This is a genomic window from Taurinivorans muris, from assembly GCF_025232395.1.
Classification (GTDB): domain Bacteria; phylum Desulfobacterota; class Desulfovibrionia; order Desulfovibrionales; family Desulfovibrionaceae; genus Taurinivorans; species Taurinivorans muris.
In genome coordinates, this window is sequence record NZ_CP065938.1 from 1,478,313 (window position 1) to 1,496,723 (window position 18,411).

At 42.0% G+C, this 18,411-nt stretch carries 17 protein-coding genes and 2 pseudogenes; 7 read left to right on the forward strand and 12 right to left on the reverse strand.

The window, feature by feature from the left end; all coding sequences use genetic code 11:
- Window positions 1-43: 43 nt before the first annotated feature.
- A pseudogene (locus tag JBF11_RS06980) lies at window positions 44-699 on the reverse strand (IS1595 family transposase).
- Between the two features lie 224 nt (window positions 700-923).
- On the opposite strand from JBF11_RS06980, the gene JBF11_RS06985 reads away from it, so the two are divergent.
- The 4 genes and pseudogenes from JBF11_RS06985 to JBF11_RS07000 all read left to right on the forward strand — a co-directional run bounded on the left by JBF11_RS06985 (window position 924) and on the right by JBF11_RS07000 (window position 3,780).
- Window positions 924-1,931, forward strand: coding sequence for a protein NO VEIN domain-containing protein (locus JBF11_RS06985; protein WP_334314765.1), 1,008 nt, complete (start codon window positions 924-926; stop codon window positions 1,929-1,931).
- Between the two features lie 175 nt (window positions 1,932-2,106).
- Window positions 2,107-2,762 (forward strand): annotated as a pseudogene (locus JBF11_RS06990) (IS1595 family transposase).
- Window positions 2,763-2,795: 33 nt separating this feature from the next.
- Window positions 2,796-2,978: a hypothetical protein gene (locus JBF11_RS06995; protein WP_334314766.1), complete on the forward strand. Its 183-nt coding sequence runs from the start codon at window positions 2,796-2,798 to the stop codon at window positions 2,976-2,978.
- Between the two features lie 178 nt (window positions 2,979-3,156).
- A complete protein-coding gene (locus tag JBF11_RS07000) occupies window positions 3,157-3,780 on the forward strand; it encodes a hypothetical protein (RefSeq protein WP_334314767.1) in 624 nt (207 codons plus the stop codon).
- A 119-nt stretch (window positions 3,781-3,899) separates the two neighbouring features.
- On the opposite strand, the gene JBF11_RS07005 is transcribed toward JBF11_RS07000, so the two are convergent.
- The 5 genes from JBF11_RS07005 to groES all read right to left on the reverse strand — a co-directional run bounded on the left by JBF11_RS07005 (window position 3,900) and on the right by groES (window position 6,939).
- Window positions 3,900-4,349 carry an IS5 family transposase gene (locus tag JBF11_RS07005; protein WP_334316328.1) on the reverse strand — a complete coding sequence of 150 codons (450 nt, stop codon included), beginning with the start codon at window positions 4,347-4,349 and terminating at the stop codon, window positions 3,900-3,902.
- Entirely contained in the window at window positions 4,303-4,563 is a 261-nt protein-coding gene (locus JBF11_RS10135) for a transposase (RefSeq protein ID WP_417168637.1), read from the reverse strand. The genes JBF11_RS07005 and JBF11_RS10135 overlap by 47 nt, the downstream gene beginning before the upstream one ends.
- Window positions 4,564-4,776: 213 nt before the next feature.
- On the reverse strand, window positions 4,777-4,911 hold the full coding sequence (locus JBF11_RS07010; protein ID WP_334314768.1) for a hypothetical protein: 135 nt from the start codon (window positions 4,909-4,911) through the stop codon (window positions 4,777-4,779).
- A 50-nt stretch (window positions 4,912-4,961) separates the two neighbouring features.
- Window positions 4,962-6,605, reverse strand: a complete 1,644-nt coding sequence (gene groL / locus JBF11_RS07015) for a chaperonin GroEL (protein ID WP_334314769.1) — start codon at window positions 6,603-6,605, stop codon at window positions 4,962-4,964.
- Window positions 6,606-6,651: 46 nt separating this feature from the next.
- Window positions 6,652-6,939, reverse strand: a complete 288-nt coding sequence (gene groES / locus JBF11_RS07020) for a co-chaperone GroES (protein WP_334314770.1) — start codon at window positions 6,937-6,939, stop codon at window positions 6,652-6,654.
- Between the two features lie 233 nt (window positions 6,940-7,172).
- On the opposite strand from groES, the gene JBF11_RS07025 reads away from it, so the two are divergent.
- Genes JBF11_RS07025 through JBF11_RS07035 form a run of 3 tightly spaced genes read left to right on the forward strand, consistent with a single transcriptional unit; the run spans window position 7,173 to window position 10,744 of the window.
- Window positions 7,173-8,072 carry a hypothetical protein gene (locus tag JBF11_RS07025; RefSeq protein WP_334314771.1) on the forward strand — a complete coding sequence of 300 codons (900 nt, stop codon included), beginning with the start codon at window positions 7,173-7,175 and terminating at the stop codon, window positions 8,070-8,072.
- Between the two features lie 15 nt (window positions 8,073-8,087).
- A complete protein-coding gene (locus tag JBF11_RS07030; RefSeq protein WP_334314772.1) occupies window positions 8,088-8,957 on the forward strand; it encodes a M48 family metallopeptidase in 870 nt (289 codons plus the stop codon).
- Window positions 8,958-9,016: 59 nt separating this feature from the next.
- Window positions 9,017-10,744 carry an FAD-dependent oxidoreductase gene (locus JBF11_RS07035; protein WP_334314773.1) on the forward strand — a complete coding sequence of 576 codons (1,728 nt, stop codon included), beginning with the start codon at window positions 9,017-9,019 and terminating at the stop codon, window positions 10,742-10,744.
- A gap of 703 nt (window positions 10,745-11,447) precedes the next feature.
- Here JBF11_RS07035 and JBF11_RS07040 read toward each other — a convergent pair.
- The 6 genes from JBF11_RS07040 to JBF11_RS07065 all read right to left on the reverse strand — a co-directional run bounded on the left by JBF11_RS07040 (window position 11,448) and on the right by JBF11_RS07065 (window position 18,231).
- Window positions 11,448-12,608 carry a UxaA family hydrolase gene (locus tag JBF11_RS07040; RefSeq protein ID WP_334314774.1) on the reverse strand — a complete coding sequence of 387 codons (1,161 nt, stop codon included), beginning with the start codon at window positions 12,606-12,608 and terminating at the stop codon, window positions 11,448-11,450.
- A 5-nt stretch (window positions 12,609-12,613) separates the two neighbouring features.
- On the reverse strand, window positions 12,614-12,898 hold the full coding sequence (locus JBF11_RS07045; RefSeq protein WP_334314775.1) for a UxaA family hydrolase: 285 nt from the start codon (window positions 12,896-12,898) through the stop codon (window positions 12,614-12,616).
- A 133-nt stretch (window positions 12,899-13,031) separates the two neighbouring features.
- Window positions 13,032-14,912 carry a TRAP transporter large permease gene (locus tag JBF11_RS07050; RefSeq protein WP_334314776.1) on the reverse strand — a complete coding sequence of 627 codons (1,881 nt, stop codon included), beginning with the start codon at window positions 14,910-14,912 and terminating at the stop codon, window positions 13,032-13,034.
- A gap of 63 nt (window positions 14,913-14,975) precedes the next feature.
- Window positions 14,976-15,992, reverse strand: a complete 1,017-nt coding sequence (locus JBF11_RS07055) for a TRAP transporter substrate-binding protein (protein WP_334314777.1) — start codon at window positions 15,990-15,992, stop codon at window positions 14,976-14,978.
- A 13-nt stretch (window positions 15,993-16,005) separates the two neighbouring features.
- Window positions 16,006-17,319, reverse strand: coding sequence for a histidinol dehydrogenase (gene hisD, locus JBF11_RS07060; protein ID WP_334314778.1), 1,314 nt, complete (start codon window positions 17,317-17,319; stop codon window positions 16,006-16,008).
- 189 nt (window positions 17,320-17,508) lie between these two features.
- The gene (locus JBF11_RS07065; RefSeq protein WP_334314779.1) at window positions 17,509-18,231 is read right to left on the reverse strand and encodes a GntR family transcriptional regulator; all 723 of its coding nucleotides are present in this window, start codon (window positions 18,229-18,231) and stop codon (window positions 17,509-17,511) included.
- Between the last annotated feature and the right edge of the window lie 180 nt (window positions 18,232-18,411).

The window sequence follows — 18,411 nt, forward strand, 5'->3', positions numbered from 1 at the left end:
AATAGAATAAGCAAGTATAAAATAAAAAAATGGCTCTAGACCATCACTTTTTATTTTTGAAGTAAAGTTGTTCCATAAAAACAGCAAAATTTTCATTTCTGAGGTTAAATCTACATTCACATTCTTTTAAATGCAATATAAATTTTTCATCCGTCAGACCATTGAATTTCGCCAACCGTCTTTTAGCAAAGCTCCAGAAGCTTTCTATGCCGTTCACATGTGATTTTCCCCGCACAAATTCGTTTTCATGGTGGAATACCCTGTAATGGGTATAACCATTCAAAATAAGACCGTCATAGGCTTTCCAGCCGTCTGTATGGATAGTTAGCCTTCAAGGATTTTTCCTTGTATTATGGGCAATAACTCTTCCCTTGAACATCTTGGAACTATGCTGACAAAAACTTTTCCCTCACGCTTTAAGACTCCAAAAACAGGAGTCTTGCCGGCAGCTCCGCGTCCTCGCTTACCTCTCACTCTTTTGGCTCCGAAATAGCTTTCGTCAAGTTCAAATATTCCAAGCTCTTTTTGGTGTTTTTGAACACTGTCTTCAAGAATTAATTCACGAAATTCCGTAAAATAATTGTTAACAGTTTTACGATTTAACTTTAATAATTCACTTGTTGCAGTGGCAGTTAAATCCATTGAAAAACAGTTAATAATTTTTTTTATTTTATAATTACTTAATCTATTGAATTTCATTATTATTAATCATAATCTCGAAAAAGATAATGGTCAAGAGCCATAATTAATATAACAAAAAATACCTTGCCCAATAAAAAACTCTCGAATTAATAAAATATTTCATAATAACTCTAACAATCCAGAATGACCACATAAACGTCAAATCTTGACCTAATTAAAATTCCTCTTGAAAAACACCTTAAATAGGAATATAATAATCTAAAATATAATAAGGAGTTCTTATGAATTTAGTATTTTTTAATGTTGGCTGGATGGCACATTATAAAGGTGAAGACAAAATATTGGGAAATTTTAAATACGTAAAAGAATATAATTATGGACATGAAAAATGGAATTTTCTTCCATGTAATAAGAAATGTTATGCTTATGTTCCAATAAGATGGTCAAACGAAGAAATTCCTCCAAGCATAAATCTCGAAAGAATCTATGAAAAAAATAATAATCGTGATGAGTTAAATAATGTTACTATAGTCTTTATTTCACGAAATCCAACAGACCGAAAAACGTATATTGTTGGCTGGTACAAAAATGCTACTCTTTTCAGAACATTGCAGCTACGTCCTAACCAAAAAGAGATATTTGACAATGTTTATATTGCAGCAGTAGCTGATGAAAATAACTGTATTTGCTTACCGTTAGATGCAAGAACATTCAAAGTTCCTACTGCTCAAAAAGAAGGAAAAGGTAAAGGCTACGGTATGTCACCAATCTGGTATGCCGATACTGAAGAAATTCAAGAATACAGAAAAGAAGTAATCAACTATATAGAAAATTTTTCTTTGGAAAATACACCTGAAAGAATTTATAAAAGTCTTAATAAACAAACTGATCCTGAACATAATAAACAAATTGAAAAAATAGCTGTAAATACTGTGATGGAATATTATCAACAACAAGGATATACAGTTCACAGTGTAGAAAGTAAAAATCTTGGTTATGACTTATTTGTTTACAGAGAGGACGAAGAACTGTTTGTAGAAGTAAAGGGAAATAGTGCAGCCAAAACACTTATCAGGTTATCACCACATGAATTTGATGTATTAAAGCAAAATCATTTAAATTATATCATTGCGTCAGTCATAAATTGTGATGACAAGCCAATACTCAATCTTTATAGTATTGACAAAAAAATTATTGCTTCAGAAGAAATATACTATATTCAACATACTGAAGACAAAGATAATATTCATGAATTAATTCCAGTTACTTTTGCAATAACATCATTCTAACTTGCCAATACTTCTTAAGTTTGCAAATAACCAACAAACTTAAGAAGTATTATATTATTTAAATAACTACCAATAATCATTATATATTTTTTGTTGCAATATTTTTTTCAAAAAGAGTATACTATTTATGCTTGGCTCTTGACCATTATCTTTTTCGAGATTATGGTTAATAATAATGAAATTCAATAGATTAAGTAAGTATAAAATAAAAAAAATTATTAACTGTTTTTCAATGGATTTAACTGCCACTGCAACAAGTGAATTATTAAAGTTAAATCGTAAAACTGTTAACAATTATTTTACGGAATTTCGTGAGTTAATTCTTGAAGACAGTGTTCAAAAACACCAAAAAGAGCTTGGAATATTTGAACTTGACGAAAGCTATTTCGGAGCCAAAAGAGTGAGAGGCAAGCGAGGACGCGGAGCTGCCGGCAAGACTCCTGTTTTTGGGGTCTTAAAGCGTGAGGGAAAAGTTTTTGTCAGCATAGTTCCAAGATGTTCAAGGGAAGAGTTATTGCCCATAATACAAGGAAAAATCCTTGAAGGCTAACTATCCATACAGACGGCTGGAAAGCCTATGACGGTCTTATTTTGAATGGCTATACCCATTACAGGGTATTCCACCATGAAAACGAATTTGTGCGGGGAAAATCACATGTGAACGGCATAGAAAGCTTCTGGAGCTTTGCTAAAAGACGGTTGGCGAAATTCAATGGTCTGACGGATGAAAAATTTATATTGCATTTAAAAGAATGTGAATGTAGATTTAACCTCAGAAATGAAAATTTTGCTGTTTTTATGGAACAACTTTACTTCAAAAATAAAAAGTGATGGTCTAGAGCCTAATTTATATAAAGGTTATATATGGCATTACAAAAAACCTATTTAGGCGTTAATAATCAACCCAAACAGATTAAAACAAAATATTCTGAAGTTGATAAGAAAGCCCATAAAATTGAAAAGGCTTATGTTGGTTTAGAAAGTGGGAATAATAAAATCTGGCATGATACTGTTCCACCAATTATTAGGGATTCAATGAACACTTAGACAATCTGCCGCAGATAAGCAATGGATTTCTGTTTGTTACGGTAATGACCTATTCGTTGCAGTTGCTAGTTCTGGAACTGGTAACCGTGTAATGACTTCACCTTAATAGAATCTTGACAATTTTTCTAAAGCTTTCTAAACTTGATAAGAATTTTGAAAATCCAATATTGAGGAAATTATGATGAAAAACGTGGCTTTTACCCCTTGGACCGGCAAGTATTATTTTGAAAATGGATATAATAATATAAAAATTCTTGTAATGGGTGAAAGTCATTATTGTGAGAATTGTGATGAATGTGACGATTATAAAAAATGTGGAATTACAACAACTGTGATTGAAAGCTATTTAAAATATAAAAATGGCAATGGACAACATAAATCATGGATGACTACATTTACAAGATTTACAAACATTTTCTTTGGTAAACATTGTGATACAGAAGAAATAAATATTTTTTGGAATTCAGTATTATTCTATAATTATGTGCAAAAGTCAACTGGAGGGACAAGACAGTCTCCAACAGAACAAATGTTTAAAGATAGCAAAATGGCATTTAATGAAATTTTAAATGAATATGAGCCAGACATTATTATCGTATGGGGTAAAAGGCTGTGGAGTTATCTTGACCTTGATAATGGATATTGGGGAGAAGAATATATTTTAGATGAACATGGAAGAAAGTTTTATTATTTCAAATGTAAAACAAAAAATATTCCCGCATATTGGATTTATCACCCTTCAACATCATATTTGACTTATAAACATTCAAAATATTTAAAAAGAGCTATGGAATTAGTTTAAAACAAAATCGCCTATTATTTTTAATTGGTGGCTAACTGGTTGAAATTGATGAGATTATTAAAAGAGTACTATTGAGCATAATCTCCTTTGGTGGAGTAAAAGTAGGGTGTGTTTCCAAATTACTTTAACCAAACTAAACAACACGCAATAAGGACAAATTTTTTATACATTATTTGTAATTTATCATACCTTGTTGCAATTCTCCGGCTTTCTTTTATTTTTTGAAAGAAACATTCTATTGCATGGCGTTCTTTATATAAATGTCTATCATAACTTCTTGGATTTATTGCATTCTTCTTCGATGGAATTACAACTTCACTGTTCATTTCTTTTATGAGGGCCTCAATTTTTTTAGAATTGTAACCTTTATCCGCCAAGACGGCTTTTGCTTCCATTCCAAAAAGCAAATCTTCTGCAAGCTTTGAGTCATGGACATTCCCGGCTGATAAAATAATTTTTAAAGGATTTCCCAAAGCATCAGTCACCGCATGGATTTTGGTGGTTATCTCCCTCTGCTTCGCCCTATGCGTTGTTTTTTTGTCCGCCTTTTGGGACTGAACCGTGTTTATGAACCTTAATACTGCTGCTGTCTATTGATAACCATTCATTATCAACACATTCCCTAAAAGCTTGCAGCAGCCTTTCTAAAGCTCCCGACTTAGCCCATCTGGCAAAGAGGTTATAACCAGTTTGCCATACTCCAAATTCTTTTGGCAAATACCGCCATGGAATACCGGTTTTTAAAACATAAATAACGCCTTCAAAAGCAATTCTGTCATCAATCCTTTAAGGTCTACCTGCCTTACTTTTATTGTTCCTTGTTAGATACAAAGAAAATAATTTCCATTGTTCATCTGTTATTTTTATCATGTTCATAACTGCTTTATAACATAACTTAAAAACAATTAAAAGAAAAAGTTAGAAACACACCCTAGATAACCAACGTAGTATAAAATATGAAAAACAGATAGGCATTGATTTTGAATTCGGGTAATTTCATTCATTGGAAGCGGGAGCGTCAGCTCCCTGCTTCAACACAATGCAAAACCAAGAATAATACGGAATTTCCGGATAACCGTTTCCTTCTTCAAGGTTTATTTTTAATCGGTCAATTGCAAATAAAAAAAGCACCGATTGCTCGGTGCTTTTTTATTTCACAGCTCTTTGGGGAGAGCAGTATTTTAATACATACCGCCCATGCCGCCCATGCCGCCGCCCATAGGAGGCATAGCAGGAGCTTCTTCTTTCTTAGGAGCTTCGGCAATAGCGCAGTCGGTGGTGAGGAGAAGTCCGGCAACACCGGCAGCGTGTTGGAGAGCAAAACGGGTTACTTGTTTCGGATCGATAACACCTGCTTTCAAGAGGTCTTCGTATTCACCGGTTGCGGCGTTGAAACCGAATCCGTCCTTGCCGGAACGCACTTTTTCAACAACAACGGAACCTTCAAAGCCTGCGTTTGCAGCAATTTGACGGAGAGGTTCCTCAATAGCGCGGCGGATGATGTTTACGCCGGCGATTTCATCGTCATCAGCAAGTTTAAGGTCATCAAGAACTTTGCTTGCACGGATGAATGCGGTGCCGCCTCCGGGGACAATGCCTTCGGCAACAGCTGCGCGGGTAGCGTTGAGAGCGTCTTCCACGCGGTCTTTCTTTTCTTTCATTTCAACTTCGGTTGCGGCGCCGACATGGATAACGGCAACACCGCCGACGAGTTTCGCAAGACGTTCTTGGAGTTTTTCACGGTCGTAGTCAGAAGAAGATTCTTCGATTTGAGCGCGGATTTGTTTTACGCGGGCTTTAATGTCTTCAGCTTTGCCGTGACCGTCGACAATAACGGTATTGTCTTTGTCAATGCGAACGCTCTTACAGGTGCCAAGGTCCGCAAGGGTCATATTTTCAAGCTTGATGCCCATTTCTTCAGCAACAACGGTACCGCCGGTAAGAATGGCGATATCTTGGAGCATGGCTTTGCGGCGATCGCCAAAACCAGGAGCTTTTACGGCAGCAACTTGGATTGTGCCGCGGAGACGGTTCACAACCAGGGTTGCAAGAGCTTCGCCTTCGATATCTTCAGCAATGATAAGCAAAGGACGGTTCATTTTTGCGACTTGTTCAAGCACGGGAAGCATTTCTTTCATGCTTGTGATTTTCTTTTCTTGGAGGAGGATATATGGATTTTCAAGTTCGCAGACGAGTTTTTCGGTATCGGTCACAAAATAAGGGGAAAGGTAACCGCGGTCGAATTGCATGCCTTCAACGGTATCAAGCGTGGTTTCCAAACCTTTTGCTTCTTCAACGGTGATAACGCCTTCTTTGCCGACTTTGCCCATGGCCTCGGCGATGATATTGCCGATTGTTGCGTCAGCATTGGCGGAAATAGTACCGACCTGTGCGATTTCTTTTTGGTCGCGGGTCGGTTTCGCAATATTGCCAAGTTCGGAAGTGATGGCTTCAACGGCTTTGTCGATACCGCGTTTGATAGGCATAGGATTGCGGCCTGCGGCGACAAGCTTTACGCCTTCATGGTAAATGGCTTGAGCCAAAATGGTAGCGGTGGTTGTTCCGTCACCGGCCGCTTCATTGGTTTTGGAAGCGACATCACGCACGAGCTGCGCACCCATGTTTTCAAATTTATCTTCAAGCTCGATTTCTTTGGCGACAGAAACGCCGTCTTTGGTGATAACGGGCGCGCCGTATGATTTTTCAATAAGAACGTTGCGGCCTTTTGGTCCTAAGGTTACTTTAACCGCATTGGCGAGTTTATCGACACCTGCTGCCAAACGTTCACGAGCTTTCGCGTCAAAAAGGATTTCTTTTGCAGACATTATTTTTATCTCCTAAAATTTATGCTTAACGATGTATTTTTTATGATTATGAAAGAACCGCCAAAATATCTTCTTCTCTTAAAACGAGGTATTCTTCGCCTTCATATTTCAATTCAGTGCCGACATATTTGCCGAAAAGGACAATGTCACCTTCTTTCACTTCAAGAGGAACGCGTGTGCCGTCAGCCAAAACTCTGCCGGAACCGACAGCGATAACTTTCGCTTGGGATGGTTTTTCTTTTGCAGATTCGGGAATGAAAAGCCCACCTGCTGTTTTTTCTTCAAGATCTGAGCGTTTTACAAGCACACGGTCATTAAGGGGTTTAAAACTCATGGGAACATATCCTCCAACAAGATTATTTATTTTGTTTTTTTATGCCGCCATTCCGGCAACAACAAATAAATAAGCTTTTTTTCATGCTTGAAAAGGGGTAAAAAGAAAAAAAGTTTAAAATATTTTTTTAATGCTGTTATTCCTTATGGTTATCCTATTAACTTTTTTTGTTTTTTTATTTCTTTGCAATATATTAAAAAATAGCTATACTTTTTCTTCACAATGGGAAAATTATGGTAAAAAACATTTTGAAATCCGCACTTGCTTTTTTGGGAGCGTTTTTCCTTTTCGCCGTTTTGGCAAACGGAATGAATTTCCTTTTAATAGACAGTTTATTTGCGTTTTCCGGATATCCCCGTTTTCCCGCAACCCCGGCAAATCCTTTATATGTGCTTTTTCCTCTTGTTTTCATGTTTTTTTCTTTTCCCGCCCTTACGCTGATAAGCGTGCAAAGACAATTTTCCTTAAAAAAACGGTTTCTGCTTCTGCTTGAAAGCCATGCTTTTTTCTTTTTTTGGCAGGTGCTTTTCTGGAGCGCTTTTTGCTTTTTCACACTGCATCAGGCTCATGTCATTCTGCAGTTTTTGCTTGGATATTCACCAAAAATCGACGCAAGCCTCACCAGTATTTTCATGCCCCTGATTTTGACACGGTTAATGCCTGTTTTCGCATTCTTTTTTATTTGTTTTTCTTTTCGCACCACGCTTTTTTTATTAAAAGACGAAGAAAGAAAATTATCCGTGCCCAAAGAAGATAATGATAATTTTTCTTTTTCATTAAAGGAAATCGAACGGGCGTTCACTCTCGCCGATTTCGGGAACGTGTTTTTCCTTTTGCTTGTCTTGGTGATGTTCCTGCCTCCCGATTACGCAAAATATTTCCCGAAGCTTTGCTCCCTCCCCGTTATTTTTCTTCTTTGCCCCTTGCAGTATTATATTGTGCATTTATATAGGAAAGAAAAGAGGAAAAGTTTGCTTTTGCCGGGCATATTTCTTCAGTTTTTTATTTTAGGAATAACGCTCTTCCTGGAAGACTCAACATATCAACTTGTTTTTATTGCTTATTTTTTAATACAAGCCCTTGCGTATTATTACTTCATACGTTACGGCAAGGATTTTTTCACAGCGCAGTGATATGGGTTTAACAATATGGCGCAAACAAAGAACATCTCCGCCGCCTTTTCATATCAGGGAAAAGAAATTTCCTATACCCTTTGCTTCGATAGGTTTAAAACCGTCCGCCTGCGTATGAAAGAAGCCAACCGGCTGGAAATAAAAGCCCCTTTCCATACGCCATTGACCGCGATAGAAAACAGCATGCGAAAACATGCCGAATGGATATTCGCCAGACAGGAACAGCTCGCAGACATGCAGACGGCAATAAAGCCGGTAACGGAAGAAGTTTTTATTTTCGGAAAATCGTTTGGCGTGACGCTTCGCAAAACAAGCTCCGCTCCGCTGGAAAAAGTACGGTTTTTCGCCCGAAATTCTTATATTGACCAAGAGGAACTTTTTTCGCAGGCTTTGCCCATTTTACAAAATTCCCGTCCTGAAATACGGCTGACCGGCCAAGAACTTTCCATATATTGCCCGAATAGTGAAGAAGCGCTGAAATTGCTCAGCCTCTGGCGGAAAAAAACGGCGCAGCGGTTCCTGCCTTTGCATTATTCTTTGTTGTGGAAAATTTTCCAAGAAAAAACAGCGCATTTTCTTTTACGGCATACCATAACAACCCCTTATCATTTTTCCTGCCCGCCTCTTACCGTCCGTTCATGCAAGCGCTGTTTCGGTTCATGCAGGATTTTTGCGAAAGAGCAAAAAACACGCATCACGCTTTCCCGGCATTTAATGGGTCTGCCTCTTGAATATATCGAATTTGTCATTCTGCATGAATTTTGCCATTTGGTTTATCCCGATCATTCTCCGCAGTTTTACGCTCTTTTTTCAGCTGTCCTGCCCAACCACAAAAGTCTGAAAGCAGGCATATCCCATTGGAGCAAGGGACATAATTCTTTTTAGTTTTTTTTGACTATTTTTTATTTTTGACATAAAATGCACCTCAAATAAAAGGAGTTGTTATGGCTAAGAAAATTCTTATCATCGGAGCTGTCGCTCTTGGAACAAAAGCTGCCACACGCTGCAAACGGGTAAATCCCGATACCGAAATCACTATTATAGACCAAGGACAATTTATTTCCTACGGCGGCTGCGGCATGCCTTTTTATATTTCTTCCGAAGTGGACAGTATCAATGAATTGCGCGCCACAAGCGCCAATGTTATCCGCGACCCGCATTTTTTCACCCATGTAAAAGATATCGACCATGTGAAAATCAGGACCAAAGCCCTTGAAATCAATCCGCAGGAACAATATGTCCTTACGGAAAATCTGGATACCGGCGAAAAAGAAAAACTTTTTTATGACGAGCTTGTGCTCGGCATGGGCAGCCATGCCATTGTGCCTCAAATCAAAGGTGTCGGTCTTAAGAATATCACAACCATAGCGGGGCTTGAGGACGCGGAAAAAATCCGCACCCACTGCGAAAAAGGCATACGACATATGGTGATTATCGGGGCGAGCTTCACGGCTATTGAAATCGCCGTGGGCTTGGCTGACATGTGGAATATTCCCTGCACGCTGATAAAGCGTTCAAAACGCATGCTTCCGAATCTTGTTTCAAGCACCGTTTCCGACATGATCAGGCATGACCTTGAAGAAGCGGGAATCAATATTGTTGCGGAAGAAGATGTGCTTGAATTTGCGGGCGATGATGAAGGCAACGTATGCGAAGTTGTCACCAACAAACAGCGCATTAAAGCCGACCATGTCATTTTGGCAATGGGCGTAAAGGCGAATTATGAACTCGCCGAAAAAGCGGGACTGAAATGCGACCCGAAATACGGGGTTTGCGTCAATGAATATTTGCAGACTTCCAATTCCCATATTTACGCGGGGGGCGACCTCATCGCCATAAAAAACCTTATTTCGGGCAAGGAAATGCATTTGCCCATGGGCTCCCTCGCCAACAGACAGGGACGTATCATCGGGACGAACATTGCCGGCGGAAATCCGCAAACCGGTTTGGAAACATTCCCCGGAGTCGTGGGCACATGGTGTATGAAAATGCATAAAGGAACAGTTGCGGGAACGGGCTTGAATGAGGATATGGCAGTCAAAGCCGGGTTCGACGCTGTCAGCATCAATATGGAACAGCTCGACAGAGCCCATTTTTACCCTGAAAAACATATGATGACTCTGGAAGTCGTTGTGGAGAAAAAAACACGCCGCATTCTCGGCATGCAAGGATACTGCGCTGACGGAACGGCGGTGAAAGCGCGTATCGACACCATGGCTGCCATGCTTCAATTCGGCAAACCGACCCTGCATGAATTATCCATTGCGGAAGTTTCCTATTCTCCTCCGCTTGCCTCCGCCATGGATGTTTTCAATACGGCGGGCAATGTTGCGGACAATATCGTCACGGGTCTCGGCGAATTTATCAAACCTGCGGAATTTGACGCGCTTTTTGAGGCGCGGGACAGCAATAATTATGTTTTTGTGGATACGAGAGCGGGACAAGCCCCTCTTGAACTGTGCAAAAAATATCCGGAATATTGGCTTAATATTCCGTTGGAACGTTTTAATGAAGATATGGAAAAAATCCCCGCGGATAAAAATATCGCTTTCATTTGCAATTCAGGCACACGGGCTTACGAATGCCTGCTGAAATTCAAACGCGGCGGCAGAAATGCCGTCAACTCTTCCGGCGGTATGCAGGCGATGAAAAAACGCGGCAAAAAATATTAGAATATTTCCGCACCATATTCATAATGGCATGTGATTTTAAAAGTGTGTGGAAAATTAGTATAAAACGTTTTGTAACATGGTGCGGGGGAAGAAGTTTCTCGTTTTAGCTGTCAGCGAACTTGTGAGCTTTGCGGCAGCCGTTAGCGGGTTTACGGGCTTTACGGACAGCGACAGCAGAGATAAAAGTTTTCCCCTGCATAAAAAATTCCTAATCTTAAATGGAAATACCCTGATTATTGTATGACAACCCCGAAAGGGCGGACCGGTCCGCCCTTTTTATTATGCAAAAACCATCAGAATGAAAAAATCAGAACCATGCCACAAAAATTTTTCCGTTTTCTTATTAAAATAGCATAAAAAACCTTCCGCATTCTTTGATCACGCGGAAGGCTGAAAAATCATATGGATAAACCGAAATTACCTAGCCGTAAAACCGCCGTCAACCATAACACACTGTATTTGTTAATTTTTACTGATTAACTAAAGAACCAACGTATAAAAACATACAAGGCAGCGTGTTTCCATACAAAAACCATCCGGATGTCATGAACGGATCTGTATGATTTTATCACAATCCAACAGACGATAAACGTTTTTATGCGGTATCGCACATTATCGCGGTATTTATCGGGCAGAACCAAAAAACAGATGAAATGCGTTCCGTCTGTTTTTTGGTTTTAAGTTTTATGCGGAAGCGTTCATATTATGCGCTTTCATAAAGCCTTGTCATGACAAATTCCTGATGTTTCAAGGCTTCAGCGGAAGTCAAACGTCCATTGACGGTTTTTTCCATCATGTCAAGAAGCAAATCGCCTGCCTGATCGAGGTTCATCTCACGGCGCAGCAAACCGGAAACATCAACGTCAATATGTTCCGACATGGTCCGAACGGTGCGGGGATTGGCGGAAAGCTTGATAACCGGCAATATCGGATTGCCGATGATATTGCCTTGTCCCGTCGGAAAGAAATGGACCACATAGCCAGCGGCGGCGGCAAGCGTGATCATTTCTGCGGCGGCGGAAGAAGAATCCATGAACCACAAGCCCGGACCGGTCGGAGAATACGCCTTTTCCAAACAGCCTTCCACAATGCACTCTTTACCGATTTTTTGAATATTGCCGAGGGCTTTTTCCTCAATGGTCGTCAACCCGCCTTCGATATTGCCTTTCGTAGGCTGGGAATCGGAAAGGTCGCTGATTTTATGCTTGTCGATAATATCGGCATACCGATCAAAAAAAGCTTGGAATTGTCTGCGCACTTCCTCATTCTTACAGCGGGCGGCAACAAGATGTTCTCCGCCGGTAAGTTCCGTTGTTTCGCCAAAAAGCAAGGTATTGCCGTTTTTCCACAGTTTGTCGAACGCATTGCCGACAGTCGGACAGGAAGCGATACCGGAAGTCGTATCGGATTCGCCGCATTTGCAGGAAACCCAAAGTTCTTGGATAGGGCATTCAACCCTTTGCAGGCCTGTCGCCCATTGGACAAGCTCTTTCGCTTTACGGCTCGCCATAGCGACAGTGTTTAAATCGCCGTTTTGTTCAATACCGAAACCGAAAACAGGTTTGCCGGTTTTTGCGATACCTTCGACAATCTTGTTCGTCCATTCCTTTTCAATGCCGATGACAATGACAGCCGCCACGTTAGGATTGCTTCCCGCGCCGATCAGAGTACGGAAATGCAGTTCCAAATCTTCCCCGAATTGAAGACGCCCGTAAGGGTGGACAATCGCCAACGTTCCTGCGACATTGTTCGCAACCGCCTGACAAGCGGAGTTTGACAAATCATCAAGAGGCAAAACAATCACATGGTTGCGAACACCCACACGTCCGTTTTCACGGCGATATCCCATAAATGTCTTATTCATATCAATTACCACCTTTTGGTTTTTACGTTATGCACGTGCAAATGCTCACCTTTTTTTATGGAAGCGACAACTTTGCCGATATCCGTACCGTATTTGAAAACGGTATCCCCCACGGCAAAATCTTTAAGCGCGATTTTATGCCCGATAGGAATATCATTTAAAACTTTAATCGTAATAGTTTGGTCTTCCTGCATAATCCAGCCTGTCAAATCCTGACCGGCTTTTATGCCTTCAACAGCTGCCACACCGACACCGTCACCCGCTTCGTGTACAAGAAAGTCGATCGCCATAATGGCCTCCTTCTGTGTTTCAAATTAAGCATTGTTAATTTGTGATTGAATTATGATTTTTATATACTATATCTTATATAAGATTGTCAACAGTTTTTTAACTTTATACTTTTAAATAAAAATCTCCTCCGCATCAAACCAAACACATGCAAATTGCGGGAACGTAGGTTATCAGCAGCAATACCGCAATCATCAAAATCAACAGCGGAACAATGGCACCAGCCAAATCCATAAGCTTGCAGCCGGCAATCGTGCCGGAAACAAACAAATTCACCCCGACAGGAGGAGTAATGAAACCGATTGCCAAATTGACAACCATGATAACGCCGAAATGAACGGGATTCACGCCGAGCTGCGTCACGACCGGCAATAACACGGGAGTAAGAATGACAATGGCGGCGAGAGCTTCCATGAATGTGCCGACAAACAGCAAAAAGGCGTTGATAATGATTAAAACGGCAATTTTGTTGTTTGAAACACTTAAAATAAACGCCGCAATGGATTCGGGCACGCTTTCAATCGCCATGATATTGCCGAACAATGTCGCCATGGCGATCAATATGATGATTGCGGCGGAAGAAGCGGCGGCCTGCGCCAAATAATCTCCCAGACGTTTAAAAGTCAGCTCGCCGTAAAGGAACATTCCCGCGATCAAGCCGTATAACGCGGCGACAGCGGCGGCCTCCGTCGGCGTCATGATACCGCCGTATATGCCCCCCAAAATAATCACGGGAACAAGCAGCGCCCATTTCGCTTCCCAAAGAACTTTTATCAATTCTTTTATGTTCTTTTCCCTGTCAATTCCTTTCCAGCCTTTCTTCTTTGAATAGAAATACGTATATACCATCAAAGCCAGACCGGTTAAAACACCGGGAACAATGCCGCCCATGAACAGGGATCCGATGGACTGCTGTGCTGTCACCCCGTAGACGACAAAGGGATTGCTCGGAGGAATCATCACTCCGATGGCGCCTGCGGCGGCAACGACCACCCCCGCAAAAAACTTGTCATATCCGCGTTCTATCATTGCGGGAATCGTAATCATGCCGATAGCCGCAACCGTTGCGGGACCGGACCCGCTGATTGCGGCAAAAAACATGCTCGCGGCGATACTGACAAGCGCGATTCCGCCGGGCAGACTTCCGATGAAATAATCAGCCAAATCAAGCAAACGCTTGGAAAGCCCTCCCGCCCCCATAAGGACGCCGGCGGCGATAAAAAACGGAATTGCCATAATAGGCAGGGAATCGACAGACGTGAAAGGGACTTGGGCGATATAATCAATAGGCAGCGAATCCGCACCGATGACAGTCGCGAGTGTCGCAAGCCCCAAGCAAATGGAAACGGGAACCCCCAAAACAAGCAGCAGAATGAAATAGCCGAACAATAAGACAAGAACATTTAACTCTTCAAAAAGATATACGGGAGCAATGGACAACACAATCAAAAAAACAGCTGAGAAAAAATCCGCATACGATGAAGTTTTCAATTCAACCGAAATATCCTGAATCAATCGTATGACCATGAGCCCAAACCCCAAAGGCAATATGGCATAAGGAATATAATACGGAATGCGCAGAGCCGCGGTTTCCTGTTCAAATTCCCATTGCATGTAAATATAGCCCAAACTGGTATAAAAAATACTCCCCGCCATGACAATGAAGGCGAGGTCCGAATATATCCATAATATGCCGCGCCATTTCGGAGAAAATTTGTCATAAATAACATCGACGCGAATATTTTCCCTGTGTTTGATTGTCAGCGGAATTGCGAAATACATCGACCAAATGAATATGAAACGGGCTAATTCTTCCGTCCAAAAAGGAATGTGCATTGCAGGAAAATATTTTGCAAAAACATATCTTCCGAGAGACTGGTAAACAATTAAAAGAACCGCTCCCACTAAGCCGATGATCATAAACGGTTTTTCAAAATTGACATTCAAACAGTCCGCAAACGCACCGCATTCGGAAGTATGTTCCAAATCAACTTTAATACTGTCATATATCGACATACATTGCCCCTTATAAAAAAGCCGTACCATGAAAGTACGGCTTTTCATGTTAATACGAACACGTTACTTTTGTGTATCCAATACCATTTGCAATACATCGGGATCAATTTCATTTTTGAACGTATCCCAGACAACACGCGTTTTTTCTTTCAAAACGGCACGCTCCTCAGCGGAAAGGCGGTAAATCACAATGCCTTGGGCGAGCATTTCCTTTTCACACCTTTCTTTTAATTCCTTGGTGAGATTTCTTTCATACGCAAGGGCTTCTTTTGCCGCTTCACGAAGAACGGCCTGCGCCTGCGGGTCCAACATGTCATATTTTTTCTTGTTCATCATAAGAATATGCATACTGTAATTGTGTTCGGAATTCATGGCGCCTTTCAGCACTTCAATATGTTTTGCAAGAACAAGATGTTCCCAGTTATTGCCTTCACCGTCCACGGTGCCTTGCTGCAAAGCGGTATACACCTCACCCCATGCCACAGGAGAAGGAATCATGCCCAATGCCCTTGAGACCGCCACTTCGATAGGAGAGTCCGTAGTGCGGACTTTCTTTTCTTTCATCATGTCAATTCCGTTTACGGAAGAAGTAAACGCGAAATTGCGGTATCCGTATTCACTGAACATGATGGTCGTCAAACCGATACGGTTTGCCACTTTTTCAAAATGTTTGCCAAGTTCGCCATTGTCAAGAGCATCATACAACTGCTGCTGATACTCGGGAGAAGTGACATACGGCAAATCGAAAACCATATAGTCGCGGGCGAACGACGCCATGTTGGGAGAAGAGCAGGAAGCCATGTCCAGCGTACCGCGCTGAGCCGCCTCAAGAGTTGACCTGTCACTGCCAAGCACGGCATTAGCCATGAGTTTGATATTGATTTTACCGCCGGATTTTTCTTTTACAAGTTCAACGAATTTTTCATAACCGAGCACCATGTTGCTGCCCAGCGGACTCGGACTTGCAAGACGCAGATTCAATTTGGGACCGGTGTACGGTTCCGCTCCGAAAGAAAAACCTGCGAGCGAGAGAAACGCAAAACCCGCCGCCGCCAAGCCAAGGATTTTTTTTCCGTTCATACTCTTCTCCTTATCAATATGCCGGATGTCTGTATACTTTGAAATCCCAATCCTTTTCAGGCTGGTATTTCGTAAGGCGCCAATCACAGGCACGGGCATGCCCTTCCATGCCCTCTACACGGGACAGACGGGAAGCATATCCGCTGATCAGACAGCTGGCTTCCATGCTTGCCGGCTGTTGGTAGGTGCAAATCTTAAGATATTTATGCACATTCAAGCCGCCGCTGAAATGTGCCGCTTTCTTTGTGGGTAAAATATGGTTGGGACCGGCGCATTTGTCGCCATGGGTGACGGTGCTGAATTCGCCCATGAACAGCGAGCCGTAAGAAGTCAGATGGTTCAGCCACCAGCCGGTATCTTCACAAAGCACTTCAAGATGTTCCGGTGCGTATCGGTCGCTGATTTCAACCATTTCCTCCCTGCTGCCGCAAACGATGATTTCCGCATAATCATCCCATGATTTTTGAGGCGTCGCCGGATCCGGCATATCGGCAATGAGCTTCGGCATGATTTCCAGTACCCGTTCAGCCAGCGCTTCAGAATCGGTGAAAAGCCATACCGGCGAATTAACTCCGTGTTCACCCTGTGAAAGCAAATCAATGGCGACGGTCATGGGGTCGGCCTGCGCGTCAGCCAAAATCGCAATTTCGGACGGTCCGGCGAAAAGGTCTATTCCGCAAACGCCCTCACCCGCAAGCAATGCTTTTGCTTCCGCAACAAAAGCGTTGCCTGGACCCGCAATGATATTCGCCTTTTTTCCCGTGAATAAACCGTACGCCATAGCGGCGACGGATTGAATGCCGCCCATTTCCAAAATAACATCGGCACCTGCCAAATCCATGGCATAACACACGGAGGGGTCGATACTGTCGCCTCGGGGCGGCGTTGCGGCAACAACAAAAGGAACACCTGCCACTTTCGCCGTCGCAATGCTCATAAGTGCGGAACACGTATGGGCGAACCGTCCGCCGGGAACATAACAGCCTGCGACATCCATCGGAATAACTTTCTGTCCCGCGCGGACGCCTGCGGGAGTCATGATTTCAAAATCCTTAATGCTCTCGCGCTGCGCCTTTGCAAAACAGGTGATTTGCTCGTATGCGAACTGAATGTCTTTTTTGACGGTTTCCGGAACGCTTGCGATGAGCCTGGCTTTTTTTTCCGGAGAAAGGACGAAATCCTGCTCCCATTTATCAAATTTTTTCGCAAGTTCGCGGACAGCGTCCTCGCCGTTCGCACGAATGTCCGCAAGAACTTCCTCAACGGCTTTACGGGCTCCGGAGCTGAATTCCTCTGCCGATGTGTTCGCTTTTTTCAGATATTTCATGATTTCCTCCCATTTTGAAACGGTATGATGTTTCTATTTTTAGAAAATATATTATATCTTATATCAGACTGTCAAGTACTTTAATGAAAAACATCACAATCTTTTTTCCGCCTGAACGCGGCAATCATATTTTTCCGCAAAAAAAAGAGCAGGTAACCCTGCTCTTTTTCACGATGATTGCATACCCGCTTACTGCAAGCTTGCGCGGTACACAAAATTTTGCGTGTTTATCTTGCTGATTCTGTATTCGACTATCCGTTCCTGCACATCAAAAGAGGTTCTGGAAATTTTCATCACAGGCTGTGTTTTCACAATGCCCAGTTTTTTCACATCGTCGGCTGTCGGAAGAACGGCTTCAATATCCTCCACCGCACGGTGTATCCTGATTCCGCATTTATGCTGGTAATAGACATAGAGCGTATTGGGAAACTGCTGGTCTTCAAAATGAATATCGCCGGTCACTTTCAGCGAAATATACACGATCTCGTTTATGACGCATTCGTTGTCAAGAATACGCACCCGCTTGATTTCTATAACTTCGTCACCTTCATTTATCTGCAAATGCCCGGCAATATCCGAAGAAGCCTTAATCCGCGCAATGCCGTTGATTTGCGAAACCGGAGGAATGTGTTTGTTATCGCGGCGGGAAAGAAAAAAGAACGGAAATAACGCCGTATCGTCTTCCACGACGGCGACGGCAGTGCCTTTTCCCTGATAGCGGACAAGATATTTCTCAGCGGTCAGTTCATTCAACGCCTTACGGAGCGTCCCCTGGCTCACGCCATATTGCTCCGCCAATGCAAATTCATTGGGAAGAAAACTTCCCGGCGACCAATCGCCTGCGATAATTCTTCTTAAAATATCTTTTTTCACTTGTTCATACAGCGGCACATACGAAATCTTCTTATCCATGTTTCCTCTTCATAATTCTTTCAAACTTCCAATAATACCATGCGGATAGAAGTATACATAGGCAAATGGATTATTGCAAGCAAATTTTATCTTTCAGAAAATATCATAAAAAAATTTCATACTATGCCGGTTCCGCCAAAACCGACAACAATCGACATGTCACCCCGAAAAAACGCATAC